32 protein-coding genes are annotated in these 26,134 nt (G+C 64.9%); 27 read left to right on the top strand and 5 right to left on the bottom strand.

The features are described from left to right. Positions 1–39 precede the first annotated feature (39 nt). The 17 genes from rplN to N2604_RS26945 all read left to right on the top strand — a co-directional run bounded on the left by rplN (position 40) and on the right by N2604_RS26945 (position 10,760). Positions 40–408: a 50S ribosomal protein L14 gene (rplN, locus tag N2604_RS27025; protein WP_007603030.1), complete on the top strand. Its 369-nt coding sequence runs from the start codon at positions 40–42 to the stop codon at positions 406–408. Beyond that, a complete protein-coding gene (gene rplX / locus N2604_RS27020) occupies positions 408–722 on the top strand; it encodes a 50S ribosomal protein L24 (protein ID WP_197947882.1) in 315 nt (104 codons plus the stop codon). Before rplN ends, rplX begins: the two co-directional genes overlap by 1 nt. Continuing rightward, positions 715–1,272: a 50S ribosomal protein L5 gene (rplE, locus tag N2604_RS27015; RefSeq protein ID WP_260371162.1), complete on the top strand. Its 558-nt coding sequence runs from the start codon at positions 715–717 to the stop codon at positions 1,270–1,272. Before rplX ends, rplE begins: the two co-directional genes overlap by 8 nt. Before the next feature lie 46 nt (positions 1,273–1,318). Continuing rightward, the gene (gene rpsN / locus N2604_RS27010) at positions 1,319–1,624 is read left to right on the top strand and encodes a 30S ribosomal protein S14 (protein WP_100234744.1); all 306 of its coding nucleotides are present in this window, start codon (positions 1,319–1,321) and stop codon (positions 1,622–1,624) included. A 14-nt stretch (positions 1,625–1,638) separates the two neighbouring features. Further along, positions 1,639–2,037 carry a 30S ribosomal protein S8 gene (gene rpsH, locus N2604_RS27005; protein ID WP_024342456.1) on the top strand — a complete coding sequence of 133 codons (399 nt, stop codon included), beginning with the start codon at positions 1,639–1,641 and terminating at the stop codon, positions 2,035–2,037. Positions 2,038–2,053: 16 nt separating this feature from the next. Then, positions 2,054–2,587, top strand: a complete 534-nt coding sequence (rplF, locus tag N2604_RS27000; protein ID WP_260371161.1) for a 50S ribosomal protein L6 — start codon at positions 2,054–2,056, stop codon at positions 2,585–2,587. 11 nt (positions 2,588–2,598) lie between these two features. Continuing rightward, positions 2,599–2,961: a 50S ribosomal protein L18 gene (rplR, locus tag N2604_RS26995; protein WP_260371160.1), complete on the top strand. Its 363-nt coding sequence runs from the start codon at positions 2,599–2,601 to the stop codon at positions 2,959–2,961. Between the two features lie 47 nt (positions 2,962–3,008). Next, positions 3,009–3,605 (top strand): 30S ribosomal protein S5, encoded by a 597-nt coding sequence (gene rpsE / locus N2604_RS26990; protein WP_014494507.1) that lies wholly within the window; start codon positions 3,009–3,011, stop codon positions 3,603–3,605. Positions 3,606–3,628: 23 nt separating this feature from the next. Continuing rightward, positions 3,629–3,835, top strand: coding sequence for a 50S ribosomal protein L30 (rpmD, locus tag N2604_RS26985; protein ID WP_260371159.1), 207 nt, complete (start codon positions 3,629–3,631; stop codon positions 3,833–3,835). Positions 3,836–3,910: 75 nt separating this feature from the next. Continuing rightward, positions 3,911–4,396 (top strand): 50S ribosomal protein L15, encoded by a 486-nt coding sequence (gene rplO / locus N2604_RS26980; RefSeq protein WP_025036983.1) that lies wholly within the window; start codon positions 3,911–3,913, stop codon positions 4,394–4,396. Positions 4,397–4,544: 148 nt separating this feature from the next. Beyond that, positions 4,545–5,876 (top strand): preprotein translocase subunit SecY, encoded by a 1,332-nt coding sequence (gene secY / locus N2604_RS26975; protein ID WP_260371158.1) that lies wholly within the window; start codon positions 4,545–4,547, stop codon positions 5,874–5,876. Positions 5,877–6,145: 269 nt separating this feature from the next. Beyond that, a complete protein-coding gene (locus N2604_RS26970; RefSeq protein WP_260371157.1) occupies positions 6,146–7,000 on the top strand; it encodes an adenylate kinase in 855 nt (284 codons plus the stop codon). A gap of 187 nt (positions 7,001–7,187) precedes the next feature. After that, a complete protein-coding gene (rpsM, locus tag N2604_RS26965) occupies positions 7,188–7,556 on the top strand; it encodes a 30S ribosomal protein S13 (RefSeq protein WP_027574068.1) in 369 nt (122 codons plus the stop codon). Between the two features lie 131 nt (positions 7,557–7,687). Beyond that, complete coding sequence (rpsK, locus tag N2604_RS26960; RefSeq protein ID WP_007603045.1) at positions 7,688–8,077, top strand: 30S ribosomal protein S11; 390 nt, start codon at positions 7,688–7,690, stop codon at positions 8,075–8,077. A gap of 114 nt (positions 8,078–8,191) precedes the next feature. Beyond that, positions 8,192–9,223, top strand: a complete 1,032-nt coding sequence (locus N2604_RS26955) for a DNA-directed RNA polymerase subunit alpha (protein WP_036011050.1) — start codon at positions 8,192–8,194, stop codon at positions 9,221–9,223. A 145-nt stretch (positions 9,224–9,368) separates the two neighbouring features. Next, a complete protein-coding gene (gene rplQ, locus N2604_RS26950; RefSeq protein WP_025036979.1) occupies positions 9,369–9,785 on the top strand; it encodes a 50S ribosomal protein L17 in 417 nt (138 codons plus the stop codon). 186 nt (positions 9,786–9,971) lie between these two features. Beyond that, the gene (locus N2604_RS26945) at positions 9,972–10,760 is read left to right on the top strand and encodes an SDR family NAD(P)-dependent oxidoreductase (protein WP_260371156.1); all 789 of its coding nucleotides are present in this window, start codon (positions 9,972–9,974) and stop codon (positions 10,758–10,760) included. A 14-nt stretch (positions 10,761–10,774) separates the two neighbouring features. Here N2604_RS26945 and N2604_RS26940 read toward each other — a convergent pair whose 3' ends face one another. The 3 genes from N2604_RS26940 to N2604_RS26930 all read right to left on the bottom strand — a co-directional run bounded on the left by N2604_RS26940 (position 10,775) and on the right by N2604_RS26930 (position 14,383). Then, complete coding sequence (locus N2604_RS26940) at positions 10,775–11,752, bottom strand: tripartite tricarboxylate transporter substrate binding protein (RefSeq protein ID WP_260371155.1); 978 nt, start codon at positions 11,750–11,752, stop codon at positions 10,775–10,777. Between the two features lie 26 nt (positions 11,753–11,778). Then, entirely contained in the window at positions 11,779–13,272 is a 1,494-nt protein-coding gene (locus N2604_RS26935) for an amidase (RefSeq protein WP_260371154.1), read from the bottom strand. A 97-nt stretch (positions 13,273–13,369) separates the two neighbouring features. After that, positions 13,370–14,383 (bottom strand): zinc-binding alcohol dehydrogenase family protein, encoded by a 1,014-nt coding sequence (locus N2604_RS26930; RefSeq protein WP_260371153.1) that lies wholly within the window; start codon positions 14,381–14,383, stop codon positions 13,370–13,372. Positions 14,384–14,505: 122 nt separating this feature from the next. Here N2604_RS26930 and N2604_RS26925 point away from each other — a divergent pair, with 122 nt between their 5' ends. Then, positions 14,506–14,880: a helix-turn-helix domain-containing protein gene (locus tag N2604_RS26925; RefSeq protein ID WP_057029641.1), complete on the top strand. Its 375-nt coding sequence runs from the start codon at positions 14,506–14,508 to the stop codon at positions 14,878–14,880. Positions 14,881–14,922: 42 nt separating this feature from the next. On the opposite strand, the gene N2604_RS26920 is transcribed toward N2604_RS26925, so the two are convergent. After that, positions 14,923–16,536, bottom strand: coding sequence for an OprO/OprP family phosphate-selective porin (locus tag N2604_RS26920; protein ID WP_260371152.1), 1,614 nt, complete (start codon positions 16,534–16,536; stop codon positions 14,923–14,925). A gap of 316 nt (positions 16,537–16,852) precedes the next feature. Between N2604_RS26920 and N2604_RS26915 the strand changes: the two genes are divergently transcribed. From N2604_RS26915 to blaOXA, 9 genes are all read left to right on the top strand, one after another. Continuing rightward, complete coding sequence (locus tag N2604_RS26915; RefSeq protein ID WP_260371151.1) at positions 16,853–18,259, top strand: DegQ family serine endoprotease; 1,407 nt, start codon at positions 16,853–16,855, stop codon at positions 18,257–18,259. Then, positions 18,256–19,590, top strand: a complete 1,335-nt coding sequence (locus N2604_RS26910; protein ID WP_260371150.1) for a replication-associated recombination protein A — start codon at positions 18,256–18,258, stop codon at positions 19,588–19,590. Before N2604_RS26915 ends, N2604_RS26910 begins: the two co-directional genes overlap by 4 nt. Positions 19,591–19,647: 57 nt before the next feature. Beyond that, a complete protein-coding gene (locus N2604_RS26905; protein ID WP_260371149.1) occupies positions 19,648–19,932 on the top strand; it encodes a type II toxin-antitoxin system RelE/ParE family toxin in 285 nt (94 codons plus the stop codon). 9 nt (positions 19,933–19,941) lie between these two features. After that, positions 19,942–20,259: a HigA family addiction module antitoxin gene (locus N2604_RS26900; RefSeq protein WP_063195082.1), complete on the top strand. Its 318-nt coding sequence runs from the start codon at positions 19,942–19,944 to the stop codon at positions 20,257–20,259. Further along, positions 20,256–21,473 carry an RluA family pseudouridine synthase gene (locus N2604_RS26895; RefSeq protein ID WP_260371148.1) on the top strand — a complete coding sequence of 406 codons (1,218 nt, stop codon included), beginning with the start codon at positions 20,256–20,258 and terminating at the stop codon, positions 21,471–21,473. The genes N2604_RS26900 and N2604_RS26895 overlap by 4 nt, the downstream gene beginning before the upstream one ends. Before the next feature lie 477 nt (positions 21,474–21,950). Then, positions 21,951–22,745 (top strand): ATP12 family chaperone protein, encoded by a 795-nt coding sequence (locus N2604_RS26890; RefSeq protein WP_260371147.1) that lies wholly within the window; start codon positions 21,951–21,953, stop codon positions 22,743–22,745. 55 nt (positions 22,746–22,800) lie between these two features. Next, positions 22,801–24,435, top strand: a complete 1,635-nt coding sequence (locus tag N2604_RS26885; protein ID WP_260371146.1) for a flagellar hook-length control protein FliK — start codon at positions 22,801–22,803, stop codon at positions 24,433–24,435. Further along, complete coding sequence (locus N2604_RS26880) at positions 24,432–24,695, top strand: EscU/YscU/HrcU family type III secretion system export apparatus switch protein (protein ID WP_025036968.1); 264 nt, start codon at positions 24,432–24,434, stop codon at positions 24,693–24,695. Before N2604_RS26885 ends, N2604_RS26880 begins: the two co-directional genes overlap by 4 nt. A gap of 76 nt (positions 24,696–24,771) precedes the next feature. Continuing rightward, entirely contained in the window at positions 24,772–25,590 is an 819-nt protein-coding gene (gene blaOXA, locus N2604_RS26875) for a class D beta-lactamase (protein ID WP_260371145.1), read from the top strand. Positions 25,591–25,658: 68 nt separating this feature from the next. Here blaOXA and N2604_RS26870 read toward each other — a convergent pair whose 3' ends face one another. After that, the gene (locus tag N2604_RS26870) at positions 25,659–26,078 is read right to left on the bottom strand and encodes a hypothetical protein (protein ID WP_260371144.1); all 420 of its coding nucleotides are present in this window, start codon (positions 26,076–26,078) and stop codon (positions 25,659–25,661) included. Positions 26,079–26,134: the final 56 nt, after the last annotated feature.

The following is a 26,134-nucleotide window of genomic DNA, read 5'->3' as shown; positions in this document are numbered from 1 at the left end:
GCTGGGCTGGCGCAAAGAGAAAGAGGACGAGGTGCATCAATGATTCAGATGCAGACCAACCTCGACGTGGCCGACAATTCTGGCGCACGCCGTGTCATGTGTATCAAGGTGCTCGGGGGCTCCAAGCGCCGCTACGCCACGATCGGCGACATCATTGTCGTGTCGATCAAGGAAGCCATTCCGCGTGGCAAGGTGAAGAAGGGCGACGTGATGAAGGCCGTCGTGGTGCGCGTCCGTAAGGACATCCGCCGCGCCGACGGCTCGGTCATCCGCTTCGACCGCAACGCCGCCGTGCTGATCAACAACCAGTCCGAGCCGGTCGGCACCCGTATCTTCGGGCCCGTGCCGCGCGAGCTGCGCGCCAAGAACCACATGAAGATCATCTCGCTCGCGCCGGAGGTGCTGTGATGGCTGCGAAGATCCGCAAGGGCGACAAGGTCGTCGTGCTGACCGGCCGCGACAAGGGCCGCACCGGCGAAGTGTTCGAGGTTCGCCCCGACGCCGGCACCGCGCTGGTGCGCGGCATCAACATGGTCAAGCGTCACCAGAAGCAGACGCAGGCCCAGGAGGGCGGCATCATCTCGAAAGAGGCGCCGATCCACCTGTCCAACATCGCGTATGTCGGCAAGGACGGAAAGCCGACCCGCGTCGGATTCAAGATTCTGGCGGACGGCAAGAAGGTCCGCATCGCCAAGAGCTCGGGAGCTGAGATCGATGGCTGAGGCCGCTTACACGCCGCGCCTGCGCGCGGAATATGACGCGAAGATCCGCACGGCTCTGACCGAGAAGTTCGGTTACGAGAACGTCATGCAGGTTCCGCGCCTGGACAAGGTCGTGCTGAACATGGGCGTTGGCGATTCCGTCAACGACCGCAAGAAGGCCGAGACCGCCGCTGCCGAACTGACCCAGATCGCCGGCCAGAAGGCGATCGTGACCTATTCGCGCATCGCGATCGCGACCTTCAAGCTGCGTGAGAACCAGCCGATCGGCTGCAAGGTCACGCTGCGCAAGGCCCGCATGTACGAGTTCATCGATCGCCTGGTGAACGTGGCGCTGCCGCGTGTGCGCGACTTCCGCGGCCTGAACCCGAAGAGCTTCGATGGCCGCGGCAACTACTCGCTCGGCATCAAGGAGCACATCATTTTCCCCGAGATCGACTTCGACAAGGTCTCGGAAGCCCGCGGTATGGACATCACCGTCTGCACCACGGCCAAGACCGACGAAGAGGCGAGGGCCTTGTTGACCGCTTTCAATTTCCCGTTCCGGCAGTGAGACGCTGACTTAGAGCCTCTCAAACGCGGATACCCAGGAGCCAAGCATGGCAAAGAAGAGTTCAGTCGAGAAGAACAACCGGCGCAAGCGGATGGTGAAGAACGCCGCAGCCAAGCGCGAGCGGTTGAAGGCGATCATCGCCGACAAGACGCTGCCGATGGAGGAGCGGTTCGCCGCGACCCTGAAGCTGGCGGAAATGCCGCGCAACTCGTCGGCGACCCGCATCCGCATGCGCTGCGAGCTGTCGGGCCGTCCGCGCTCGAACTATCGCAAGAACAAGCTGTCCCGTATCGCGCTGCGCGAACTTGGCTCCAAGGGCATGGTCCCGGGCCTCGTGAAGTCCAGCTGGTAAGGAGGGTCGTTTAGATGTCTACGCACGATCCAATCAGCGATCTGATCACCCGTATCCGCAACGCGCAGATGCGTTCGAAGACCAAGGTCTCCACGCCCGGCTCGAAGATGCGCGAGAACGTGCTCGAGGTTCTGAAGGCCGAGGGCTACATCCGCGGTTACGCCACGCTCGAGCACTCCTCGGGCCGCAGCGAGATCGAGATCGAGCTGAAGTATTTCGACGGCGAGCCCGTCATCCGCGAGATTGAACGCGTTTCCAAGCCCGGGCGCAGAGTCTACGCCTCGGTGAAGAACCTGCCGCGGGTGAATAACGGTCTCGGCATTTCGGTGTTGTCGACGCCGAAGGGGATCATGGCCGACCACAGCGCGCGCGACGCGAATGTGGGCGGTGAAGTCCTCTTCACGGTGTTCTGAGAAGGATTTTCGATCCATGTCACGTGTTGGCAAAAAGCCTGTGACGGTGCCGTCGGGCGTTACCGCGACCGTCGACGGCCAGACCGTCAAGATGAAGGGGCCGAAGGGCCAGCTTCAGTTCATCGTCCACGACGACGTCGAGGTGAAGCTCGAGAACGGCCAGGTCAAGGTCAAGCCGCGGATCGAGACCAACCGCGCGCGGGCGCTGTACGGCACCGCTCGCGCCCAGGTCGCGAATCTGGTCGAAGGCGTCACCAAGGGTTTCGAGAAGAAGCTCGAGATTACCGGCGTCGGCTATCGCGCCGCGATGCAGGGCAAGAACCTGCAGCTCGCGCTCGGCTACAGCCATGACGTGATCTATCCGATCCCCGAGGGGATCACGATCACCGTGCCGAAGCCGACCGAGATCACGGTGGCAGGCAGCGACGTCCAGCGCGTCGGCCAGGTCGCCGCCGAGATCCGCTCCTATCGTCCGCCGGAGCCCTACAAGGGCAAGGGCGTGAAGTATGTGGGCGAATTCATCTTCCGCAAGGAAGGCAAGAAGAAGTAACGGAGCCGGTCATGTCGAAAGCCAAGGTTACGAATGCCCGGCGCAAGCGGAGTGTGCGGCTGAAGCTGCGCCGTTCCGCCGGCGGCCGTCCGCGCCTGTCGGTGTTCCGCTCGTCCAAGCACATCTACGCCCAGGTCATCGACGACCTGAAGGGCGAGACGCTTGCCTCTGCCTCGTCGCTCGAGAAGTCGATGCGCGACGGCGGCAAGACCGGCGCCGATATCGATGCGGCGAAGGCGGTCGGCAAGCTGCTGGCCGAGCGCGCGGTCGAGAAGGGCGTCAAGGAAGTCGTGTTCGATCGCGGCGGCTATCTCTATCACGGGCGCGTCAAGGCTCTGGCCGACGCTGCGCGTGAGAGTGGGCTGAGCTTCTAACAGAATTTGAGGATTGAGGCGTAAGCCTCTGAAGGATTGGAAAAACCATGGCAGCTGAACGCGAACAACGTGGTGGACGCGATCAACGCGGCGGCGGACGTGAACGCAGGGAGCGCGAGGAGCGTGACAGCGAGTTCGTCGACAAGCTCGTCCACATCAACCGCGTGGCCAAGGTCGTCAAGGGCGGCAAGCGCTTCGGTTTCGCAGCGCTGGTCGTGATCGGCGACCAGAAGGGCCGCGCCGGCTTCGGTCACGGCAAGGCGCGCGAAGTGCCTGAGGCGATCCGCAAGGCGACCGAGTCCGCCAAGCGCAACCTGACGCGGGTGTCGCTGCGCGAGGGCCGCACGCTCCATCACGACATCGCCGGCCGTCATGGCGCGGGCCGTGTCTATCTGCGTGCAGCTCCGGCCGGTACCGGCATCATCGCCGGCGGCCCGATGCGCGCCGTGTTCGAGACGCTCGGCGTCCAGGACGTGGTGGCGAAATCGATCGGCTCGTCGAACCCGTACAACATGGTGCGCGCGACCTTCGACGCGCTGAAGCACCAGGATTCGCCGCGCTCGGTCGCAGCCCGCCGCAACATCAAGGTGTCCACTCTGCAGTCGCGCCGTATCGGTGGCGATGCCGAGGCGGCTGCCGACTAACGGAAGCTTCGGAGTAGACTCCCATGGCCAAGAGTGCCGTTACGACCGCAAAGACGATCAAGGTCGAGCAGACCGGCAGCGCGATCCGCCGCCATCACTCGCAGCGCTCGACCCTGATCGGGCTCAAGCTCAACAAGATCGGCCGTACCAGCGAACTGCCTGATACCCCGGCGGTCCGCGGCATGATCGAGAAGGTTCACCATCTCGTCCGCATCATCGACGAGAAGTAAGCAAAGGCGCACGGTCCCGAAAAACGGGAGGCCGTTTTCGGTGAAGATCGTGCGCAAGACACAAGGAGAAGGGCGATGAAGCTCAGCGATATCGCCGACAACGCCGGCTCGCGCAAGAAGCGTATGCGCGTCGGCCGCGGCATCGGTTCCGGCAAGGGCAAGCAGTCCGGCCGCGGCGGCAAGGGCCAGACCGCGCGTTCGGGCGTGCGCATCAAGGGTTTCGAGGGCGGCCAGATGCCGATGCATCGCCGTCTGCCCAAGCGCGGCTTCAACAACATCTTCCGCGTCGAGTTCGCCGAGATCAATCTCGACCGGCTCCAGGAAGCGGTCGACGCCAAGAAGATCGACGCCGGCAGCGTCGTCAACGTCGAGGCCCTGGTGAAGGGCGGCGTGCTGCGCCGCGCCAAGGCCGGCCTGCGGCTGCTCGGCCGTGGCGAGCTCAAGTCCAAGCTCAACATCGAAGTGCACGGCGCCAGCAAGACCGCGATCGCGGCGGTCGAGAAGGCTGGCGGCTCGGTGAAGATCCTCGCCCAGCCCAAGGAAGAAGGCGAGGCGGCGTAACAACTGCGTCATTGGCCCGCGGCGCGCGGGCCTTTACGCATGCGGGACGTGGACTTATCGAAGCCGAGCCCCAGATAATGTCCGGCGTCCGCTAAACTAGCCCGGCCGCGGGCATGACGGCGCAACAGGCGGCGGGAGAAAGTCCAAGATGGTCTCTGCAGCGGAACAACTGGCAGCCAATCTCAATTTCGGCGCGTTTGCCAAGGCCGATGAACTGAAGAAGCGCATCTGGTTCACCCTGGGTGCGCTGCTCGTTTATCGGCTCGGGACCTACATCCCGCTGCCCGGCATCGATCCCAACATCTGGGAGCAGGTGTTCCGCTCCCAGGCGGGCGGCATCCTCGGCATGTTCAACATGTTCGCCGGCGGCGGCATCCACCGCATGGCGATCTTCGCGCTGAACATCATGCCGTACATCTCGGCCTCGATCATCATCCAGCTCCTCACCACCGTCTCGCCGCAACTCGAGGCGCTGAAGAAGGAAGGCGAGGCCGGCCGCAAGACGCTCAACCAATACACGCGCTATCTGACCGTCATCCTGGCCGCATTCCAGTCCTACGGCATCGCGGTGGGCCTCGAAGGCGCCGGCAACGTCGTCAGCGAGCCCGGCATGTTCTTCCGCCTGTCCACGGCGATCACGCTGACCGGCGGCACCATGTTCCTGATGTGGCTGGGCGAGCAGATCACCTCGCGCGGCATCGGCAACGGCATCTCGCTGATCATTCTCGCCGGCATCGTCGCCGAGCTGCCCGCGGCGCTCGCCGGCATGCTCGAGCTCGGACGTCAGGGCGCGATGTCGACCGGCCTGATCCTGGTTGTCATCATCATGGCAGTCGCCGTGATCGCCTTCATCGTGTTCATGGAGCGCGCCCAGCGCCGGCTCTTGATCCAGTATCCGAAGCGCCAGGTCGGCAACAAGATGTTCGAGGGCCAGTCCTCGCATCTGCCGCTCAAGCTCAACACCTCCGGCGTGATCCCGCCGATCTTCGCATCCTCCCTGCTGCTGCTGCCGACCACGGTTGCGAACTTCAACACGGGAAGTGGGCCGGAATGGTTCCAGTGGATCACCACCCAGCTCGGCCATGGCCGCCCGCTGTTCCTGATCATGTATCTGGCGCTGATCGTGTTCTTCGCCTTCTTCTACACCGCGATCGTGTTCAACCCGACCGAGACCGCTGACAATCTGAAGAAGCACGGCGGCTTCATTCCGGGCATCCGTCCGGGCGAGCGCACCGCGGAATACATCGACTACGTGCTGTCACGCATCACCGTTCTGGGCGCGATCTATCTCGCCATCGTCTGCTTGATCCCGGAAATCCTGATCTCCTACGCCTCGGTGCCGTTCTATTTCGGCGGCACCTCGCTCTTGATCGTCGTCAGCGTCACGATGGACACGGTGGCGCAGGTGCAAGGCTATCTGCTGGCGCACCAGTACGAAGGCCTGATCCGCAAGTCGAAGCTGCGGGGCCGCCGCCGCTAAACGCATCCCTCGGGCGGCGCAACTGCGCCGCCGATTCGCGACGCGACCAATGTGGTGCGTCCGCGATCGTCGTTGGCGGGCCGCTCGGCCGCATCCGCAGAGTGGCCCTCACTGTGCGCAATCCCTGATTTCAAAGCCTTTTTGGCGTCCGCCCATTCGCTCCCCTATGATATGGGTAGCGGTGCGGCGCTGATTGTGATTTGCACCGTTCTTGATCTTCAAACACAGGTGCGCGACGTGTCGCTCACCAATCCGGGGGGCGTACGCCGATGAGAATTATACTTCTGGGACCGCCGGGGTCGGGCAAGGGGACTCAGGCCCAGCTCTTGGTGCAGCGCTATGGCATCGTCCAGCTCTCGACCGGCGAGATGCTGCGTGCTGCGGTTGCGGCCGGCACTCCGGTCGGGTTGAAGGCCAAGGAGATCATGGCCAGTGGCGGCCTCGTGCCCGATGACGTCGTGGTGGGAATCATTTCCGACCGCATCGACCAGCCGGACGCCAAGAACGGTTTCATCCTCGACGGTTTCCCCCGCACCGTGCCGCAGGCCGAGGCGCTGGACGAGCTGCTCAAGCGCAAGCATCTCAAGCTCGACGCCGTGATCGAGCTCCGGGTGAACGAGAGCGCGCTCTTGAGCCGCGTCGAGACCCGCGTCGCCGAGATGCGGGAGCGCGGCGAGGAGGTCCGGCTCGACGACACCCCTGAGGTCCTGACCAAGCGGCTTGCCAGCTACCGCAGCCAGACGGAACCGCTGATTCACTACTATTCCGAGCGTCGGAAGCTCTCGACCATCGACGGCATGATGGCCATCGACGAGGTCACCCGCGCCATCCACCGCCAGCTCCTGGCGCTGGGAGCGGTCGAGCCCAAGACCCATGCCCGGAGCGCCGCCAAGGCGGCCCCCTCGAAAAAGACCAAGACGGCGAAGAATTCGGCCAAAAAGGCCCCAAAGGCAGCTAAAAAGCCCGCCAAATCGGCCAAAACTGCCAAAAAGGCGACCAAGAAAGCCGTGAAGGGCGCCAAGAAGGCGGCCAAGAAAACCGTCAAGAAAACAGCCAAAAAGACCGTCAAGAAGGGTGCCAAAAAGGCTGCAAAAAAGGTCACGAAAAAGCGAGCCAAGCGCTAGCAGCGGTTGACGAAAGCCCCCGGAATCCCCTAATAAGCCCCGCATCCAAGTCGGATAGTTTCAGACGATGCCGGGCCCCAGGAAGACCGGGGGTGGGCGTCGTGTTCGCGTTTGTGAACACCTGCCCGAGAAAGCAAGCACTTAAAGCCCGATTCCTGACGAGGGATCGGCAACAGGAGAGAAGGCCGTGGCCCGTATTGCCGGCGTGAACATTCCCACCAACAAGCGCGTGCTGATCGCGCTCCAGTACATCCATGGCATCGGCCCGAAGATCGCCGGTGACATCATGGAGAAGGTGAAGATCCCCGAGGATCGTCGCGTCAATCAGCTCAGCGACGCCGAAGTGCTTCAGATCCGCGAAGTCATCGACCGCGACTACCTCGTCGAGGGCGACCTGCGTCGCGAGGTCGGCATCAACATCAAGCGTCTGATGGACCTCGGCTGCTATCGCGGCCTGCGTCATCGTCGCGGTCTGCCGGTGCGCGGTCAGCGGACCCACACCAATGCGCGCACGCGCAAGGGCCCGGCCAAGGCCATCGCCGGCAAGAAGAAGTAAACTGGCGAATTGGACGTGGCGAGTGGCGAGTAGGGGGCTTCCCTATTCGCCATTCGCTACTCGCTATTCGCTTCCACAGGTGTAGCCGCTGGCATTACGGCGGCGTTTGAGATCTTCAGGAAAGGGACTCAATGGGCAAGGAAGCCACCCGCGTTCGTCGTCGTGAGCGCAAGAACATCGCCTCCGGCGTCGCGCATGTGAACTCGTCGTTCAACAACACGACCATCACCATCACCGACGCGCAGGGCAACACGATCGCCTGGTCTTCGGCCGGCACGATGGGCTTCAAGGGCTCGCGCAAGTCGACCCCGTACGCCGCGCAGGTCGCCGCCGAGGACGTGTCCAAGAAGGCGCAGGAGCACGGCATGCGCACGCTGGAAGTCGAGGTCGCCGGTCCCGGTTCGGGCCGCGAATCGGCGCTCCGCGCGCTCCAGGCCGCCGGCTTCACCGTCACCTCGATCCGCGACGTGACCACGATCCCGCACAACGGTTGCCGTCCCCGCAAGCGTCGGCGCGTTTGATTTCTACCAGTTGCGGGCGCGTCGGCGCCCGCAGCGACTTTGCAAGAAGCCGCGGGGATGATCTGCGGCCTTTCTCCAACGCCAGTATTTGCACCGTCAAATCGACTGGCCTGTATGGGTGAAACAGTGACGATCCAGAAAAATTGGCAAGAACTGATTCGGCCGAACAAGCTCCAGGTCACGCCCGGCAGCGATTCCTCGCGTTTCGCGACCATCGTCGCCGAGCCGCTCGAGCGTGGCTTCGGCCAGACCCTCGGCAATGCGCTGCGCCGCATCCTGCTCTCCTCGCTCCAGGGCGCGGCGGTGCAGTCGGTGCACATCGACGGCGTGCTGCACGAGTTCTCCTCGATCGCGGGCGTCCGTGAGGACGTCACCGACATCGTGCTGAACATCAAGGACATCTCGATCAAGATGCAGGGCGAAGGCCCCAAGCGCATGGTCGTGAAGAAGCAGGGGCCGGGCGTCGTCACCGCCGGCGACATCCAGACCGTCGGCGATGTCGTGGTGCTCAACCCCGATCTGCAGATCTGCACGCTCGACGAGGGCGCCGAGATCCGCATGGAGTTCACGGTCTCGACCGGCAAGGGCTACGTGCCCGCCGAGCGCAACCGTCCCGAGGACGCGCCGATCGGCCTGATCCCGGTCGACAGCCTGTACTCGCCGGTCCGCAAGGTCTCCTACAAGGTCGAGAACACCCGCGAGGGCCAGATCCTCGACTACGACAAGCTGACCATGACGATCGAGACCAACGGCGCGATCACGCCGGATGACTCGGTGGCTTACGCCGCCCGCATCCTGCAGGATCAGCTCAACGTGTTCGTCAACTTCGAAGAGCCGCGCAAGGAAGTCGCCCAGGAGATCATCCCGGACCTCGCCTTCAACCCGGCCTTCCTCAAGAAGGTGGACGAGCTCGAGCTGTCGGTGCGTTCGGCCAACTGCCTGAAGAACGACAACATCGTCTATATCGGCGACCTCGTGCAGAAGAGCGAGGCGGAGATGCTCCGCACTCCGAACTTCGGCCGCAAGTCGCTGAACGAGATCAAGGAAGTGCTGGCCCAGATGGGTCTGCACCTCGGCATGGAAGTGCCGGGCTGGCCGCCGGAGAACATCGACGAGCTCGCCAAGCGCTTTGAGGATCATTACTGAGCGAATGGCGAGGTGGGAGTAGCGAATAGGGGAAGATCTATTCGCTACTCGCCATTCGCCACTCGCGACCTAGGGCGAACGCAGGAAGCCCACCTGAAAACCAGTCGCTGAACCACCGCGACACAATCGAAGAAGGACTACACACATGCGTCACGGCAAGGTTCATCGGAAGCTCAACCGCACGGCCGAGCACCGCAAGGCGATGTTCGCCAACATGGCGGCCGCGCTGATCAAGCACGAGCAGATCGTCACCACGCTGCCCAAGGCCAAGGAGCTTCGCCCGATCGTCGAGAAGCTCGTCACCCTCGGCAAGAAGGGCGGCCTGTCGCTGCGCCGTCAGGCCATCTCCGAGCTGCGCGACGTCGACATGGTCAAGAAGCTCTTCGACACGCTCGCGACCCGCTACAAGGACCGCCAGGGCGGCTACACCCGCATCATCAAGGCCGGCTTCCGCTACGGCGACAACGCCGCCATGGCCGTGATCGAGTTCGTCGATCGCGACGTCGATGCCAAGGGCCAGGATTCCGGCCCGGTGCAGGAGAAGGAAGCCGAGGCGGCGTAAGCCCGACCGGCATGACGTTTCAAAAGCGGCGCCTTCGGCGCCGCTTTTTTGTCGGAGCGCTCGGGTGGACAACGGAGCGCTCATCGCTCCGTGCCCACGATTCACGATCCTCACGCGTCGGTGAGCTCTGATTGCAGCTGAGGGAGCCGCTTCCGATATCTCCATCCACATCCATGGAGATACCGCATGCACATCGACCTGTCCGGAAAGACCGCCCTCGTCACCGGCTCGACCGCCGGCATCGGCCACGCCATCGCCAAGGGCTTGGCGGCCTCGGGCGCCAGCGTCGTCATCAACGGCCGCGGCCAGGACAAGGTCGATGCGGCGGTACGCAAGCTGGAAGCGACGGGCGCCAACGTCCGCGGCATCGCCGCCGACGTCTCGACGGCGGCAGGCTGCAAGGCGCTCGTGGCGGCTTTGTCCGAGGTCGACATTCTCATCAACAATGCCGGGATCTTCGAGCCGAAGGATTTCTTCGACATCCCCGACGAGGACTGGAGCCGCTTCTTCGAGGTCAACGTGATGAGCGGCGTGCGGCTGTCGCGCGCCTACATGAAGGGCATGCTCGCGCGCAACTGGGGCCGCATCGTCTTCATCTCCTCGGAGTCCGGGCTCAACATTCCCGTCGAGATGATCCACTACGGCATGACCAAGACGGCCCAGCTTTCCGTCGCGCGCGGCCTGGCGCAGCTCACCGCTGGCACCGGCGTCACGGTCAATTCCGTGTTGCCGGGCCCCACCATGTCGGAGGGCGTCGAGACGTTCGTCAAGGATCTCGCCAGGCAGCACGGCCAGTCCGTGGACGAAGCCGCGGCCAACTTCGTCAGGCAGCATCGTCCGAGTTCGCTGCTGCAGCGCTTCGCCAGCGTCGATGAGATCGCCAACATGGTGGTCTACGTCGCCTCGAAGGAGGCATCCGCCACAAACGGCGCAGCGCTGCGCGCCGAGGGCGGCATCGTCAACACGATCGCCTGAGGCGATGCGATCGGCTACTCGTCCTTGATGCCGGCCTTCTGCGCGATGTCCTTCATCTCGGCCGTCTCTTTGGTCACCGCACCGGCCCAGTCGTCAAAGCGTGCGAAGCCGGGCTCGAAGCCGACCTTGACGAAGCGCTCCACAACGGAGGGGCTGTTGATGATCTCCTCCAGCGTCGCCGTGAGCTTGTCGCGAACCGGTGGCGGCAGCCCCTTGGGCGCGACCACCGCGCCCCACGACGAGAAGTCGATGGCGGGATAGCCGAGCTCTGCCAATGTCGGTGCGTCGGGCAGGAATGGTGTGCGCTGGCTCGAGAACACGGCCATCACCTTGACGGCGCCGGCCTCGATCTGCGGCTTCACGGCGATCAAGGTGTCGACATGGTACTGAATGTGCTTGCCGATGAGATCGTTCATCGCCGGCGCGCTGCCTTTGTAGGGCAGGTGGACCATCTTGATTCCGGCGTTCGACTTGAACAACTCGCCGGCGAAATGCGACACCGTCGCGACTCCGAAGGAGGCCAGCGACAGCTTGTCCGGATTGGCTTTTGCCTCCGCGACGAGCGCAGGCAGATCCTTGACCGGATTGTCCTTATAGGTGACCAGCGCCAGGGTGATCTTGCCGACCCGACCGAGCGGCTCGAAATCCTTGGCCGCGTCGTAAGGAACGCTCTCCTTCACGGCGGCCGGCAAGGTGAAGCTCGAATTCGAGCTGAAGAACAGGGTGTATCCGTCGGGCGCCGCGCGCGCGACCTCCTTGGCCGCGATCGTGGTGCCCCCGCCGGGACGGTTCATGATGATGACAGGCTTGCCGAGCCGCGCTTCGAGCTCGCCGCCGATGATGCGGGCCACCACGTCGGAGGCTCCGCCTGGCGGGAACGGGACGATCAATTGCAGGGATTTCTCGGGATAGGTCGATTGCGCGGTTGCGAGCGAATTGACGCTGATCGAGCCGATTGCGGCGAGCGCTAGCGTCAGGAACGTTGTTTTCATCGTGTCGTTTTTCCGCGGTTGAAGTTTCAATCGAAAGCGAGAAATCCCGGCTTGTCGGCGATCGGCGGCTGCCTGGCCAGCCACGCAATGTCGGGAACGGGGCGGGCGGTATCCGGATTGGCGGCGAGCACCGCTTCGATTTCGCGCGCGACCGCGAGCGTTAAGAGATCGCCGCCGCGCGTGCCGATCACCTGGATGCCGAACGGCAGACCGGCGTCGCCTCGACCGGCCGGGATTGCGACGGTGGGATGGCCGACATTGGTGACGGCATAGGCGAGTGCGAGCCAGTGGAAGTAGCTCTTGGTCGGCCGGCCGTCGATCTCGGCTGGATAGAGCTCCGACCACGGCCGTGGGCTGATGGTGACCGCAGGCGCGAGAATGAAATCGTGATCCGCGAAGAAGGTCTGCCAGCGCCGGTAAAGGTCGGTCTGCATCGAGAGCGCACGTGCCACATCGGCAGCGGAATAGCCAAGGCCCTCCGCAACGTTGTCGCGAACGTTGGGCCCGACCCTGTCCGGAAATTTCTCCACGAGCTCGCGGTGGCGGCCGAGGAATGCGACGGCGCGCAGGATGCTGAACACCTCGTCCGCGCCCGTGCAATCAGGATGGGTCCAGTCGACTCTGTGAAATACCGTTTCGAACGAATTGAGCTTCTGCCTGAAGGCGCGGGCGACCGCCCCCTCGGTCGGCGCAAAGCCGAAATCGCTGGTTGCAGCTATGCGGAGCGCGGACAGATCGACGCGCGGCGGATTGCGGTAGAGCACCGGCGAAGGTGCACCGCCCGCATGAAGGATCGCCGATAACGGATCGCGGGCGTCGCGATCCAGCATGCAAGACAGCATGAGGCAAGCGTCGGAGACGGTTCTCGCCATCGGCCCGAGCTGCGAGATCTGCAGCCAGGCCATGTTGCGGCTGTTGCTGGCGATCAGTCCGGGCGAGGGCCGGAATCCGACCACGCCGCAAAAGGATGCCGGATTCCGCACCGAGCCGCCGGTATCGGATCCCGTCGCGAGCGGCACCATGCCAGTGGCGAGCGCGACGGCCGATCCCCCCGACGAACCGGCGGCGGATCGATTGGGATCGAAGGGATTGCCGGTCGCGCCATACACTGCGTTGCGCGTATTGCCGCCGGCGCCCCATTCCGGCACATTCGTCTTGCCGATGACGATCGCGCCCTCGCGCTTGAGCATCGCGACGATGGCCTCGTCCTGCCTGGCGACGTTGTCCGCGAACAGCACGCTGCCAAAGCTGGTCGGCAATCCTTCCGCGTCGATCAGGTCTTTGACACCGAGCGGCAGCCCGTGCACGGCGCCCAGGGTCTCACCGCGCATCACGGCGACCTCGCGCTCGCGCGCCGTCTCGCGCGCGGTTTCGAACGAGCGCGCAACGACGGCATTGACCGCCGGATCGACCGCTTCGATGCGGCGGATGCAGCTATCCGTCAGCTCGACGGGGGAGAGCTTGCGTTGGCCAATCAGCGCGCGTGCCGCGACCGCCGACAGGTCGCATGGTTCGGTCATCATCAATCTGCTTGTTGCTGGTCCCGGCGGGCGGGGTTCGGCCCTCGTTTCCGGGACCGCAGACGCATGATGCCTCAATTGACGCGGAGTGCCAAGCCTACCACCCCTCCAGCACGATCTTGCCGCGCGACTTGCCGCTCTCCAGCAGCGCGTGCGCGCGCTTGAGGTTGGCGGCGTTGATCGCGCCGAAGGTCTGGTCCAGCGTGGTGCGCAACACGCCCTTGTCGATGAGGTCGGCCACGTCATTGAGCAGATGATGCTGCGCGATCATGTCAGGCGTCTGGAACGAGGAGCGCGTGAACATCGATTCCCAGTGCACCGAGATCGCCTTGCCCTTGAATGCGGCAACCGTGAACTCCGGGGGATCGTCGATCAGGCCGAACTTGCCTTGCGGTGCCATGAATTCCGCGATCGCCTTGTAGTGCTGGTCGGTGAAGGTCAGGCTCGCGACCAGCGCGACCGGCGGCAGCTTCAATTTCTCGATCTGCTCCTTCATCGGCTTGCCATGGTCGATCACCGCATGCGCGCCGAGATCGAGGCACCATCTTTGCGACTCCGGCCGCGTGGCGGTGGCGAGTACCGTCAGTCCGGTGAGGCGCCGGGCCAGCTGGATCAGGACCGAGCCGACGCCGCCGGCGCCGCCCGTGATCAACAGCGTGCGCGGATCGACGCTCTTGCCCGGCACCGCGCCGAGTCGATCGAACAGCAGCTCCCAGGCGGTGATGGAGGTGAGGGGAAGGGCGGCGGCCTGCGCGAACGACAGGCTCTTCGGCTTGTTGCCGACGATGCGTTCGTCGACCAGGTGGAATTCGGCATTGGTGCCCTGGCGCAGGATCGAGCCGGCGTAGAACACTTCGTCGCCCGGCTTGAACAGCGTGACCTCGGGCCCGACGGCATCGACCACGCCGGCTGCGTCATAGCCGAGAATCTTGGTCTCGCCCTCGGGCGGAGCGGCGCGCTTGCGCACCTTGTAGTCGACCGGATTGGCCGAGATCGCTTTCACCGCGACACGGATGTCGCGCCCTTTGGGCTCGGGTTTTGCGGCCTCGAAATCGAACAGTGAATCGGCGTCCTCGATCGGAAGCGATTTCTTGTAGCCGACGGCTTTCATGGCGTGTCTCCATCAATGGCTTTGTTCGCCTGCCGCCCTAACTGTCGCTCTGGCTCCGATTTGGCAAGTACTGTAAATTCGGGGATATAGTCCCTGTTTGGATACTATTGGGAAAAACCCGCATGAAACGCCGCAATTTCGCCCGCCGTCCCGGCTGCTCGGTCGAGGCGACGCTGGACCTGATCGACGGCAAGTGGAAGGGCGTGATCCTCTATCACCTGCAGAGCGGCACCCAGCGCTTCGGCGAATTGCGCCGCCGGATGCCCGGCATCACCCAGCGCATGCTGACGAAGCAGCTGCGCGCGCTGGAGGAGGACAAGCTCGTCATCCGCAAGGTCTATGCCGAGGTGCCGCCGCGGGTGGAGTATTGCCTGTCGGAGTTGGGCGAGAGCCTGAGGCCGGTGATCGACATCCTGAAGGCCTGGGGCGAGAGCCATCAGGAGCGGCTGTCCTGTGCGCCGCCGCCGGTGGTCGTGAAGAAGAAACGCGCAGCGTGATCGTGCGGGAGCGGACTTTGCCGCTCCCGAACGAGCTCGTTCTTAGAACGCGAACTGTGTGCGCATCGCGACCGCATCGAACTTCGAGCCGACGTCTGCGGTCGAGACCGGCGAGGCCTGCCGCGACACCGTGCCGTGCAGATAGTCGAGCATGAAGCGCACGTTGCCGTTGACGTACCAGTTGAGGGCGAGCGTATAGACGGTCTGCCGGCCGCCGGCGATGCCGGTCGTCGTTCCCAGCTGATTATTGAGGTCGATCGTCGAGAAGCGTCCAGCGATCTCCCACGCGCCCCAGCCACCGCCGTCGAGCGAGAACGGATGCGCCGGCTTGACGCCGCTATAGGCCGCGTTCGCCGCATTGTAGGTGCGGCCTTCACCGGTCAGCACATAGCCGGCCTGCGCGTAGCCGCCCTGGAATTTCAGGCTCGGTGCGCCGACCAGCGGCACACCCGTGTTGGCGGTGCGATCGACATTGTACCAGAAATACTCGCCCTGGACGATGAACGGGCCGTAGGTCGCCGCTGCCTCGACGCTGTAGACCTGCGCGCCCGAGGCATTGGCGATGGCGCCGGTCGAGATCAGCGTGGTCGGATCGAGACGCAATTCCGGACGATCGCTCAGCGTGACCGTCTGCGTATTGGCGATGAGATTGCGCGGCGGCTGGATCAGCCATTGCGTATCGGCGCCGATATGCACCGAATAATCCTTGCCGCTGATGGGATTGCCGGCCACGCGCGCCACGGCGCCATATTGCTCGCTGGTGCCCGCCGGCGTAGCGCTCGAGGCGGAATGGATCGCGCCGGTCGAGGGCCCCGTGACATAGCCGCCGATCCACAGCTGGTCGTTGAACCAGCGCGCACCGGCTGCGGAACGGAAATCACCGGCGGCGATGTTGGTCGCGATGACGCCGGGCGAGGCGCGCTCCATGAACATGATGTCGTTCGAGCTCGTCGCCTCGTCCATGGTGTAGGGCAGGTCCATGATGCCGGCCTCGATCGCCATCTTGCCGCCGAACGGCTTCAGGCCGGTATAGCTGAGATAGGCGTTCTCGACGCCAGACACGCCGCCGCCGGGCAGGGATCCCGGAGCTGCGCCGCCAAAGCCGTCGGACGAGCCGCCAAAATCATAGACCAGCGCAAAATTCCAGTCGTTGAAGAACTTGCCGGTGACGCCGATGCGCGCGCGGCGGACATTCTGGCCGCTGTCGAGCTTTTGCGGCACGGTGGCTGCGGTGTTGGGACGATAATCATAGCCGCCGACGTCCCAATGCAGGCGGCTGGTGATGGCGACGCAGTTGGCCTGGTCGGCGGTGCAGATCGTCGGCCGGTTGTTCGGCATCGTCACGACGACGCCGGACGCCGGCGCGGGCCCCTTGACCGGGATTGCCGCGTTGGCATTGGCCACCGCGGCCTTTGCCTCCGCGCGCGCCTCGGCCTTGGCCTCTGCCTTGGTTTCGGCTTTCGCCTTTGCCGCGGCTGCCGTGTTCGCCGCGGTCTGGCTCTGCAGCTTGTCGAGCTTCTGCTCGAGCATCTTCAGCTGCTGCTTCAACAGCGCGATCTCCTGCTCGCTGCTGCTTGCTGATTGGGCCTGGGCCTGCGAGGCCGCCAGCGCACCTGCGAGACCAATCGCGGTGGCCGCAATTCTTGTTCTGCTCACGTTTACGCCTCCATCATCTGACTGTTTTCCCCAAGTCGCGAACGGAGAGCCTAGGTGTGATCGATGACTGCCCCGCGACGCTGCGACCGGTTGCGTGGGTTCCCACTGATGCAAATTCGCCGCAACCGAATCCGCTTCACACCAGCATGCAAGATGACGCACATCATGCCAATCCGCCGCCCGGGCGAAATTGCCGATTCGCACGGCACGCTTACATGCCGGACACGCCGGCGAGGGGGCCGAATATTGCCCTCCGGCGCCCTTCTATTGGGGGGCGAACGCGCCTATATTCCGGCGTCTTTTCCAAGAGGTAGGAATGTTTCGAGCGACCTGGACTGCCGCCGTCACGGCGCTGTGCGTAGCCCTTTCGGCCAACTTCAATCCGGCTTCGGCGCAGGACCGTCGGGTCCCGTCGTCGCCGGCCGAGCTGCGGATGTCCTATGCGCCGATCGTGCAGCGGGTGCAGCCGGCGGTCGTCAATGTCTATGCCGCAAAGGTGGTGCAGAACCGCAATCCGCTGCTGGACGATCCGATCTTCCGCCGCTTCTTCGGCGTGCCGGGCCAGCAGCCCGAGCAGATGCAGCGCTCGCTCGGATCCGGCGTCATCGTCGATACCTCCGGGCTCGTCGTCACCAACGTCCACGTCATCGAGGGCGCCGACCAGGTGAAGGTGTCGCTGTCGGACAAGCGCGAGTTCGAGGCCGAGATCCTGCTCAAGGATTCCCGGACCGATCTCGCCGTGCTGCGCCTGAAGGACAGCAGGGAGAAGTTCCCAACGCTCGACTTCACCAATTCCGATGAACTCCTGGTCGGCGACGTCGTGCTCGCGATCGGCAATCCCTTCGGCGTCGGCCAGACCGTCACCCACGGCATCATCTCGGCGCTGGCGCGCACGCAAGTCGGCATCACCGATTATCAGTTCTTCATCCAGACCGATGCGGCGATCAATCCAGGCAATTCCGGCGGCGCGCTGGTCGACATGAGCGGCAAGCTCGCCGGCATCAACACCGCGATCTATTCGCGCTCCGGCGGCTCGCAAGGAATCGGCTTTGCTATTCCGGCCAACATGGTGCGCGTCGTCGTCGCCTCCGCCAAGAGCGGCGGCAAGGCGGTGAAGCGTCCCTGGCTCGGTGCGAAATTGCAGGCGGTCACGCCGGAGATCGCCGAGAGCCTCGGGCTGCGCTCGCCGACGGGTGCGCTGGTCGCGAGCGTGGTGTCGAACGGTCCGGCGGCGAAAGCCGGCCTGAAATCCTCCGACCTCATCATCGGGATCGACGGCCAGACCGTGGATGATCCCAACGCCTTCGACTATCGCTTCGCAACCCGTCCGCTCGGCGGCACCGCGCAGCTCGACGTGCAGCGCGGCGGCAAGTCGGTGAAGCTGACGGTGGCGCTGGAGACCGCGCCCGACACCGGCCGCAACGAGCTCGTCGTCACCGCGCGCTCGCCGTTCCAGGGCGCGAAGGTCTCGACCATCACGCCGGCGGTCGCAGACGAACTGCATCTGGACGCCGACACCGAAGGCGTCGTGATCACCGATATCGGCGGCGATACCGCGGCCGCGAGTGTCGGATTCCAGAAAGGCGACATCATCCTCGCCGTCAACAATCAGAAGATCAGCAAGACCGGCGACCTCGAGAAGGCCGCGGGCGAGCGGCCGCGGATCTGGCGCATCACGCTGGTGCGCGGTGGCCAGCAGATCAACGTCACGCTGGGCGGATGAGTCCGAAGCGACCAAAGGAGACGCCGACTCTCTTTGCCGCGGCGGGGCTCGACCACGATGCCCCGCATCCGCTGCCGGACCGGCTGCGCCCGCGCACGCTCTCGGAGGTCGTCGGCCAGGACCACATCCTCGGTCCCGACGGTGCGCTGACGCGCATGCTGGAGACGCGCACGCTCGGCTCGCTGGTGTTCTGGGGCCCGCCCGGCACCGGCAAGACCACGGTGGCACGGCTCTTGGCTGACGCGACGGATCTGCATTTCGAGCAGATCTCCGCGGTGTTCTCCGGGGTCGCCGACCTGAAGAAAGCGTTCGATGCCGCGCGCGCCCGCCGCGAGATGGGCAAGGGCACGCTGCTGTTCGTCGACGAGGTCCACCGCTTCAACCGCGCCCAGCAGGACTCCTTTCTGCCGGTGATGGAAGACGGCACGGTCGTCATGGTCGGCGCCACCACCGAGAACCCGTCCTTCGAACTCAACGCGGCGTTGCTCTCGCGTGCGCGCGTGCTGGTATTTCGCTCGCTCGATGCCGCCGCGATCGAAAAGCTGTTCGCGCATGCTGAAGCCGTCGAGGGCAGGAAGCTGCCGCTCGATGCGGAGGCGCGCGCGGTGCTGGTGCGCATGGCCGACGGCGATGGTCGTGCCTCGCTGACGCTCGCCGAAGAGGTCTGGCGTTCGGCGCGGGCGGATGAGATATTCAATGCCGCGCAGCTGCAGGAGATCCTGCAGCGCCGCGCGCCGATCTACGACAAGTCGGCCGACGGCCACTACAATCTGATCTCGGCGCTGCATAAGTCGGTGCGCGGCTCCGATCCCGATGCCGCGCTGTATTACCTCGCGCGCATGCTCGATGCCGGCGAGGACCCGCTGTTCCTGGCCCGCCGCGTCGTGCGCATGGCGGTCGAGGACATCGGCCTTGCCGATCCGCAGGCGCTCGTCATCGCCAATGCGGCGAAAGACGCCTTCGACTTCCTCGGCCATCCCGAGGGCGAGCTCGCCATCGCGCAGGCCGTCGTCTATCTCGCCACCGCGCCGAAATCGAACGCGGTCTACACCGCCTTCGGCACCGCGATGCAGGTCGCCAAGCAGGCCGGCTCGCTGCTGCCGCCAAAGCACATCCTCAATTCCCCGACCAAGCTGATGAAGTCGGAAGGTTACGGCGCGGCTTACGAATACGACCACGACGCCCCCGACGCCTTCTCCGGCCAGGACTACTTCCCGGAAGCCCTGGGCCGACAGACCTTCTACGACCCGCCCGAGCGCGGCTTCGAGCGGGAGATCAGGAAGCGGCTGGATTACTGGGCCAAGCTGCGCAAGGAGCGGGGCGGGAAATAGACGTCCTCAAGCGAGTTTACTATTTACGTAACTCGTAAATCTTGCTATTGCCTAGGCATGATCGTCAGCTACCGCGACAAGCGCACCGAGCGATTTGCCGCTGGCCAGCACGTCAAGGAATTCTCGGGTTTTGCTCGCCAGGCAGAGACGCGCCTTGATCGATTGGACGCGGCGACCAGTCTGGCCGATCTGGCGGCATTGCCCGGTAATCGACTGGAAGCCCTAAAGGGCGATCGCGCAGGACAATTCTCGATCCGGATCAATGACCAATGGCGGATCTGTTTCAATTGGCCAGAGGGATCGCCCGGTCCAATTGATGTAGAGATCGTCGACTATCACTGAAGGAAATTTATGCCCCGCACGCCCATTCATCCCGGCGAACAGCTCGCCGAAGAACTGCGAGAGCTTGGCATCACGGCGGCCGAGTTGTCGCGTCAGATCGACGTGCCGGTCAATCGCATCACCGGCATCATCAACGGGCAGCGCGGCATTACTGCCGATACAGCCCTGCGTCTTGGTCACTGGTTTGGCACGAGCCCACAATTCTGGATGAACCTGCAGCAGCAATATGAGCTGCGGCTGGCAGAGAAAGAGGTGGGCGCGCAGGTTGCGTCGCTGCCGCGGCGCGCCAGCGCACAGTCGACACGAAAGCTTGGAAAAACTGCATGAGCCGCCGCATCAAGAGAATGAATCCAAAACCTCGTGAGCGCGACGACTCGCGTCCGCATCAGGCGCGTAGCGCGAAGAAGGCCGGGCCGCGTCCTGGTGGCAAGCCCGGCGGTAAGCCGGGTGCAAGGCCACCGCGCTTTCCGGGCGAGCGCGCCGAGCGGCGTCCGCCCAAGGCCGAGCTGGAAAGAGCTGCGTCTGCAAAACCCGTCGAGGCGCTGCTGCCGACCAAGGTGCAGACCGTCACGGTCACGGCCGACGAGAACAACATGCGCGTTGACCGTTTCCTGGAAGCGCGCTTTCCCGGCCTGTCGTTCTCCCACATCCAGCGCGTCGTCCGCAAAGGCGAGCTGCGCGTCGACGGCAAGCGTGTCGACAGCAAGGACCGGCTGGAAGAGGGCCAGAGCGTCCGCATTCCGCCGCTGAAGCTCGACGCGCCGAAGGCGGCAGGCCCGCTTTCGGAGGCTGCGCAGAAGACGCTCAAGGCGCTGAAGGAGATGACGATCTGGGAGGACGACGACGTTCTCGTCCTGAACAAGCCGGCTGGCCTTGCCGTGCAGGGCGGCTCGGGCATGACGCGGCACATCGACCAGATGCTCGAGGTGATGCGCGATGCCAAGGGGCAGAAGCCGCGTCTCGTCCACCGCATCGATCGCGAGACGTCGGGGTGTCTGCTGATCGCCAAGACGCGCTTTGCCGCCTCGCATCTGACCGGCGCGTTCCGCTCGCGCTCGGCGCGCAAGGTCTATTGGGCCCTGGTGCCGGGCCTGCCGAAGCCGAAGCAGGGCCGCATCTCGACCTTCCTTGCAAAAGAGGAGGGCGAGGACGACACCATCATGCGCATCGCCCAGCATGGCGATGAGGGCGCCAGCCACGCGGTGACGTACTACGCCGTGGTCGAGACCGCCGGCAACAAGCTGACCTGGGTGTCGCTGAAGCCGGTGACGGGCCGCACCCACCAGCTGCGCGCCCACATGGCCCATATCGGCCATCCCATCGTCGGCGATCCCAAATATTTCAACATCGAGAACTGGCAGCTGCCGGGCGGCCTGCAGAACCGGCTGCATCTGCTCGCACGCCGCATCGTCATCCCGCATCCGCGCGGCGGCGTGATCGACGCCACCGCGCCGTTGCCGCCGCACATGCAGCAGTCGTGGAACCTGCTGGGGCTGGACGCAACCAGATTTGATCCGATCGAGAACGCGCCTGAAGAATAGTTAAGTTGAATAGGGGCGGTCGGGGCACAACATAGGGTCCATGACACGTCTCTCGATCTGTCTCATCGTTTTGACCGCACTGCTCATCGGACAGGGGGCTCAGGCACAAGATCTGCTGCCGGGCCCGACGCAGGTCGTTCCGCCGCCTTCGCCGCCACCGCCGCCGAGTGTGGAGGTGCCGAAGATGCCGAAGCTTGATGCGCGGCCGAGCTACGATTATCGGCCGCTCCCGCGCAATTCGTTCAGCGATCGCGTGTCGAAGTGCCTCCAAGATGCCGCAGGTGCGGGGCTGGGCCCCGCTGACCGCGGCACCTATGCGCTCAGATGCGCAAACTAAGGTCGATTGAGGGCCTGCGGCCGAACTTGGATGATCGGCGCGGCCAAACCCGCAAGTTCCCGCGCGCCCGCTGCTCGCTTTATCGGCCGCCGGTCTTGCCTTAGAAGCCTGGCATTCAGCGGCAGGGACCGAAAACCGACATGCGCGAATTGTTCGATGAAGCTGCAGGGCAAAGCCCGCCCGATCCGCGCCAGGCCGCACGGCAGTCGGCGCGTCCGCCGCAGCGCAAGCGCTTCTACAGGGAGGCGGGCGTGATCGAGGCCGAGGGCGGCTTCGCTATCACTCTCGACGGCAAGCCGATCCGCACGCCGTCCGGTCGCCAGGTGGTGATCCCGACGAGCGCGCTCGCAGATGGCGTCGCCGCGGAATGGACCGCCCAGGGTGAGACGATCGATCCCGTGACCATGCCATTGACGCGGATCGCCAACAGCGTGGTCGAGGGCGTCGTCGATCGCGTCGAGCTCGTCAGCGACGACCTCGCCAAATATTTCGAGTCCGACTTGCTGTTCTATCGTGCCGGCCATCCCGAGGGACTGGTCGCCCGCGAGGCTGCGCATTGGGACCCCGTGCTGTTCTGGGCGGCGGAGACGCTGGGGGCGCATTTCATCCTGTCGGAGGGCGTGATGCACGTGAAGCAGCCGGACGAGGCGGTGAAGGCCGCACGGGCCGCGCTGCCCGGCGACCCCTGGTCGGTGGCCGCGCTCCACATGGTGACCACACTGACCGGCTCGGCACTGCTGGCGCTGGCGCTGGACCAGGGCGTGCGCGATGCCGACCAGGTCTGGGCCGCCGCCCATGTCGACGAGGACTGGAACGTGGAGCAATGGGGCGTGGACGAGGAGGCGGCCGCCCGCCGCGCCGCGCGCCTGAAGGATTTCCAGGCCGCCGTGACGGTTCTGGCAGCGGTGAAGTCGCCGGCCGTCCAAGGTCCTTAACGGGAGGTTTACGAGGCAGCGGTTACGGTGGCCGGCGCTCCCTAAGGCTGCCGAGATGCCGACGCCGGTCACCTCCATCGCTCCCGTCAACGCCGCCAGCCGCCCTGCTGATGCGGCGACGCCGGATCTCGTGCTTCAAGCCGGCAGTGTCGTCGATGCCAGGGTGGTCAGCGTGCTCGCCGACAATCTGGTGCGGATCGCCGTCGCCAACCTGTCGATGGACGTGATGTCGGAGGTGGCGCTGACGCCGGGGCAGAATCTCCAGCTCGCGGTCTCGCAGAACAACGGCACCATTCGCCTCGCGGTCATGAGCGGGGCAGGCGAGGCGGCGGGCGATCAGGTCACGCTGACGCCGCGGGCGGCCTCGCTGGTAGACAGCCCGCCGCTGGCGCCGTCGGTGGTCACGGCACGGAACGCCCTGATGCCCTCCGAGCAGGCCGCCGTCGCAACGGCCTCTGCCGAGGCCGTGACCAAACAGGGGAGCCAGGCGCCGCTGTTCGCCAACCTGGCCTCCGTCGTGACAAGCAGCAATCTGCCCGCAGGGCTGAAGCAGGCGGTGCTCGACGTGCTTGCGCAGCAGACGCCGCTGAGCACCGCGCTCGACGGCGGCGATATCGAATCCGCGTTCCAGAAGTCCGGACTGTTTCTCGAGGCGTCATTGGCCGCAGGCACGACGTCATCCTCCGGCGCGATCCAGGACTTGAAGGCCGCACTGCTGGTGTTACGCCAGACGCTGGCGTCGACCTCCGGCGCGATCGAGACGGGAGTGCCGCAGGCAATTGCGCAAGGTCGGTCGGTGCCGGCGAGTGCTGCGACCACGATGCAGACCGCAGCCTCCGCGCCTGGACTGGCGGGCGAGACGGCACAAGCGGCGTTGCCGTCACTGGATGCGGACGTCGCCCAACCGGCGCAACTGTCGCGCAGCGCGCTTGCTGCCGCCGTACTGGCCGAGGTGGCGGGCAACAATCCGCAAGCCTCGGTGCCGCGAATCATGTCCGCGGGCCTCGCCGCGAGCCTGCTGCAAGAGCTCACGCAAAACCTGCCGCGCCTGACCGGCAACGTGCCGGGCTCCAACAAGGCCGTGCCGGATGCCTATATCTTCGAGGCTGCCGCACAGCCGACGCCTCCGCCAATCCGCGGTGCGCTGCCGGCGCCTCAGTCCATCGCCGCGCCGTCGCTCGCGCCGGACACGCCGCTGGCTGCGACAGTGCATCGTCTGCTCGATGACACCGATGCCGCGATCGCGCGGCAGACGCTGTTGCAAATTGCTTCGCTCCCCGATCGCACCGGCGCCAGCGGCCATCGCATCGATCCGGCCGTGCCGCAGTGGAATTTCGAAATCCCGTTCGCGACCCCGCAAGGCACTGCGCTGGCGCAGTTCGAGATCTCGCGCGATGGCGGCAATGAGTCCGCCGATCCCGCCAAGCGCGCCTGGCGCGCGCGCTTCTCGCTCGATGTGGAGCCGGCCGGGCCCGTGCATGCGCTGATCACGCTAAACGGCGACAAGACCTTCGTACGGATGTGGGCGGAGCGGCCGGCGACGGCGCAGCAGCTCCGCGCCGGCATCGGTGAGCTCAGCCAGGCGTTGACGAAGGCCGAGCTCAAGCCCGGTGATATCGTGGTCCGCGACGGCACGCCGCCGCCACCGGCGCCGACCCGCGCCGGCCATTTCCTGGATCGCGCCACATGAGCGATCCGTCCAAGCTCGCGATCGCGCTGCATTACGAGAAGGGCTCTGGCGCGCCCGTCGTCGTCGCCAAGGGCAAGGGCACGATCGGCGAAAAGATCGTCGAGATCGCGAAGGCCCACGACATTCCGATCGAGGAGAACGAGGTTCTGGCCGGCGCGCTGTCGAAGGTCGAGCTCGGCGACGAAATCCCGCCGGATCTCTACAAGGCCGTCGCCGAGGTGCTGGTGTTCGTGCTGCGGCTGTCGGGCCGGGGGCGGTAAGAATAACCTGTCATCGTTTCACCATGGAGCGGCTGCATGGTCGCGCCGGTTTTTCGCTGCTCAACGGACACCGCCCTTGCTCACCCGCCGTTCCACCCTCGGCCTCCTCGCCGCAACCGCGATCCTGCCTCGACGCGCGCGCGCCCATGTCGCGCCGCCTCGCAATGAAATCCGCGACGCTCTTGCAAAGCGCTTCACCGACCTCGGCACGTCGGGCACCTTCGTCGGCTACAAGGTCGAGGATTATCTGATCGTCGCCAGCGACAAGGAGCGCTCGGGCGAGGGCAAGCTGCCGGCCTCGACCTTCAAGATTCCCAACTCGCTGATTGCGCTCGAGACGGGGGTCGTCACTGATCCCGACAAGGACGTGTTTCCCTGGGACGGCGTCAAGCGCCCGATCGAGGCCTGGAACAAGGATCACACGCTGCGCAGCGCGGTTCTCGTGAGCGCGGTGCCGGTCTATCAGGAGATCGCGCGCCGCATCGGCGAGGTGCGCATGCAGCAATATGTCGATGCGTTCGACTACGGCAATCGCGACATCGGCGGCGGCATCGACCAGTTCTGGCTCACCGGGGCTCTGCGCATCGATCCGGTCGAGCAAGTCGATTTCGTCGACCGGCTGCGCCGCCGCGCGCTGCCGATCTCGAAGCGCAGCCAGGATGTCGTCGCCGACATCCTGCCGACGACCAAGGTCGGCGACGCCGTTATCCGCGCCAAATCCGGTCTCTTGGGCGCCGAGCGCGGCGAGCCGTCGCTCGGCTGGATGGTCGGTTGGGCCGAGAAGGGCGAGGCGCACACTGTTTTCGCGCTCAACATGGATTGCAAGGAGCCGCGCCACATCGAGGCCCGCATGAGTCTGACGCAAGCCTGCCTTGCTGATATCGGCGCGATCTAGCGTGACCGTGTGGTTTATGGAGAAGCAACCCGATCGCACACGGTCAATTTAATGCGTTCGGTTGCACATCAACCCGGCACCTGAACCTCGGTCGTCGCAATCAGACGCCACTCGGCGAGCGCGGCCAAGCGGTGGGGCTCGGCCTCACGCCGGTAATCGGAGCTCGAGACGATCGCTCGAAAGGTCGCGAAGTCCGGGTAGCGAACGATTGCGGCGTCGTGCCAGGCTTCGCCTTGCGCTGCCACCAGCAGAGCTCCGACGGATCCAAGCCAAGTCGGCGTGACCCCTTGCGGAATCGCGACCTTGCGAAATGCGGGGACATAGCGCGCGTAATAGGCTTCGCGGCCGCTACAGGCCGGAAGCTCGGATTTGTCCCGGTACAAGGCCTCATCCCGATAGCGCAGAAGATTGAGCATGAAGATGGGTTGATCTCCGGGCAAGCTCGAGCCTGCCATCGCGAGTGATGCATGATCGATATCGACGAACATTGTTCTCTCCGGTCGTGGATTCTTGCTGCGAGCTGATATCGCTTCCAGCGCCCGGC

It is taken from the genome of Bradyrhizobium sp. CB1015 (assembly GCF_025200925.1).
Classification (GTDB): domain Bacteria; phylum Pseudomonadota; class Alphaproteobacteria; order Rhizobiales; family Xanthobacteraceae; genus Bradyrhizobium.
Note: the sequence above shows the minus strand (reverse complement) of the source record. Positions and strands in the feature narration are given on the sequence as shown.

Bases quoted from the DNA above. Each gene is read 5' to 3' on its own strand.
- rplN (WP_007603030.1), top strand. From the start codon at position 40: ATGATTCAGATGCAGACCAACCTCGACGTGGCCGACAATTCTGGCGCA.
- rplX (WP_197947882.1), top strand. From the start codon at position 408: ATGGCTGCGAAGATCCGCAAGGGCGACAAGGTCGTCGTGCTGACCGGC.
- rplE (WP_260371162.1), top strand. From the start codon at position 715: ATGGCTGAGGCCGCTTACACGCCGCGCCTGCGCGCGGAATATGACGCG.
- rpsN (WP_100234744.1), top strand. From the start codon at position 1,319: ATGGCAAAGAAGAGTTCAGTCGAGAAGAACAACCGGCGCAAGCGGATG.
- rpsH (WP_024342456.1), top strand. From the start codon at position 1,639: ATGTCTACGCACGATCCAATCAGCGATCTGATCACCCGTATCCGCAAC.
- rplF (WP_260371161.1), top strand. From the start codon at position 2,054: ATGTCACGTGTTGGCAAAAAGCCTGTGACGGTGCCGTCGGGCGTTACC.
- rplR (WP_260371160.1), top strand. From the start codon at position 2,599: ATGTCGAAAGCCAAGGTTACGAATGCCCGGCGCAAGCGGAGTGTGCGG.
- rpsE (WP_014494507.1), top strand. From the start codon at position 3,009: ATGGCAGCTGAACGCGAACAACGTGGTGGACGCGATCAACGCGGCGGC.
- rpmD (WP_260371159.1), top strand. From the start codon at position 3,629: ATGGCCAAGAGTGCCGTTACGACCGCAAAGACGATCAAGGTCGAGCAG.
- rplO (WP_025036983.1), top strand. From the start codon at position 3,911: ATGAAGCTCAGCGATATCGCCGACAACGCCGGCTCGCGCAAGAAGCGT.
- secY (WP_260371158.1), top strand. From the start codon at position 4,545: ATGGTCTCTGCAGCGGAACAACTGGCAGCCAATCTCAATTTCGGCGCG.
- N2604_RS26970 (WP_260371157.1), top strand. From the start codon at position 6,146: ATGAGAATTATACTTCTGGGACCGCCGGGGTCGGGCAAGGGGACTCAG.
- rpsK (WP_007603045.1), top strand. From the start codon at position 7,688: ATGGGCAAGGAAGCCACCCGCGTTCGTCGTCGTGAGCGCAAGAACATC.
- N2604_RS26955 (WP_036011050.1), top strand. From the start codon at position 8,192: ATGGGTGAAACAGTGACGATCCAGAAAAATTGGCAAGAACTGATTCGG.
- rplQ (WP_025036979.1), top strand. From the start codon at position 9,369: ATGCGTCACGGCAAGGTTCATCGGAAGCTCAACCGCACGGCCGAGCAC.
- N2604_RS26945 (WP_260371156.1), top strand. From the start codon at position 9,972: ATGCACATCGACCTGTCCGGAAAGACCGCCCTCGTCACCGGCTCGACC.
- N2604_RS26940 (WP_260371155.1), bottom strand. From the start codon at position 11,752: ATGAAAACAACGTTCCTGACGCTAGCGCTCGCCGCAATCGGCTCGATC.
- N2604_RS26935 (WP_260371154.1), bottom strand. From the start codon at position 13,272: ATGACCGAACCATGCGACCTGTCGGCGGTCGCGGCACGCGCGCTGATT.
- N2604_RS26930 (WP_260371153.1), bottom strand. From the start codon at position 14,383: ATGAAAGCCGTCGGCTACAAGAAATCGCTTCCGATCGAGGACGCCGAT.
- N2604_RS26925 (WP_057029641.1), top strand. From the start codon at position 14,506: ATGAAACGCCGCAATTTCGCCCGCCGTCCCGGCTGCTCGGTCGAGGCG.
- N2604_RS26915 (WP_260371151.1), top strand. From the start codon at position 16,853: ATGTTTCGAGCGACCTGGACTGCCGCCGTCACGGCGCTGTGCGTAGCC.
- N2604_RS26910 (WP_260371150.1), top strand. From the start codon at position 18,256: ATGAGTCCGAAGCGACCAAAGGAGACGCCGACTCTCTTTGCCGCGGCG.
- N2604_RS26905 (WP_260371149.1), top strand. From the start codon at position 19,648: ATGATCGTCAGCTACCGCGACAAGCGCACCGAGCGATTTGCCGCTGGC.
- N2604_RS26900 (WP_063195082.1), top strand. From the start codon at position 19,942: ATGCCCCGCACGCCCATTCATCCCGGCGAACAGCTCGCCGAAGAACTG.
- N2604_RS26895 (WP_260371148.1), top strand. From the start codon at position 20,256: ATGAGCCGCCGCATCAAGAGAATGAATCCAAAACCTCGTGAGCGCGAC.
- N2604_RS26890 (WP_260371147.1), top strand. From the start codon at position 21,951: ATGCGCGAATTGTTCGATGAAGCTGCAGGGCAAAGCCCGCCCGATCCG.
- N2604_RS26885 (WP_260371146.1), top strand. From the start codon at position 22,801: ATGCCGACGCCGGTCACCTCCATCGCTCCCGTCAACGCCGCCAGCCGC.
- N2604_RS26880 (WP_025036968.1), top strand. From the start codon at position 24,432: ATGAGCGATCCGTCCAAGCTCGCGATCGCGCTGCATTACGAGAAGGGC.
- N2604_RS26870 (WP_260371144.1), bottom strand. From the start codon at position 26,078: ATGTTCGTCGATATCGATCATGCATCACTCGCGATGGCAGGCTCGAGC.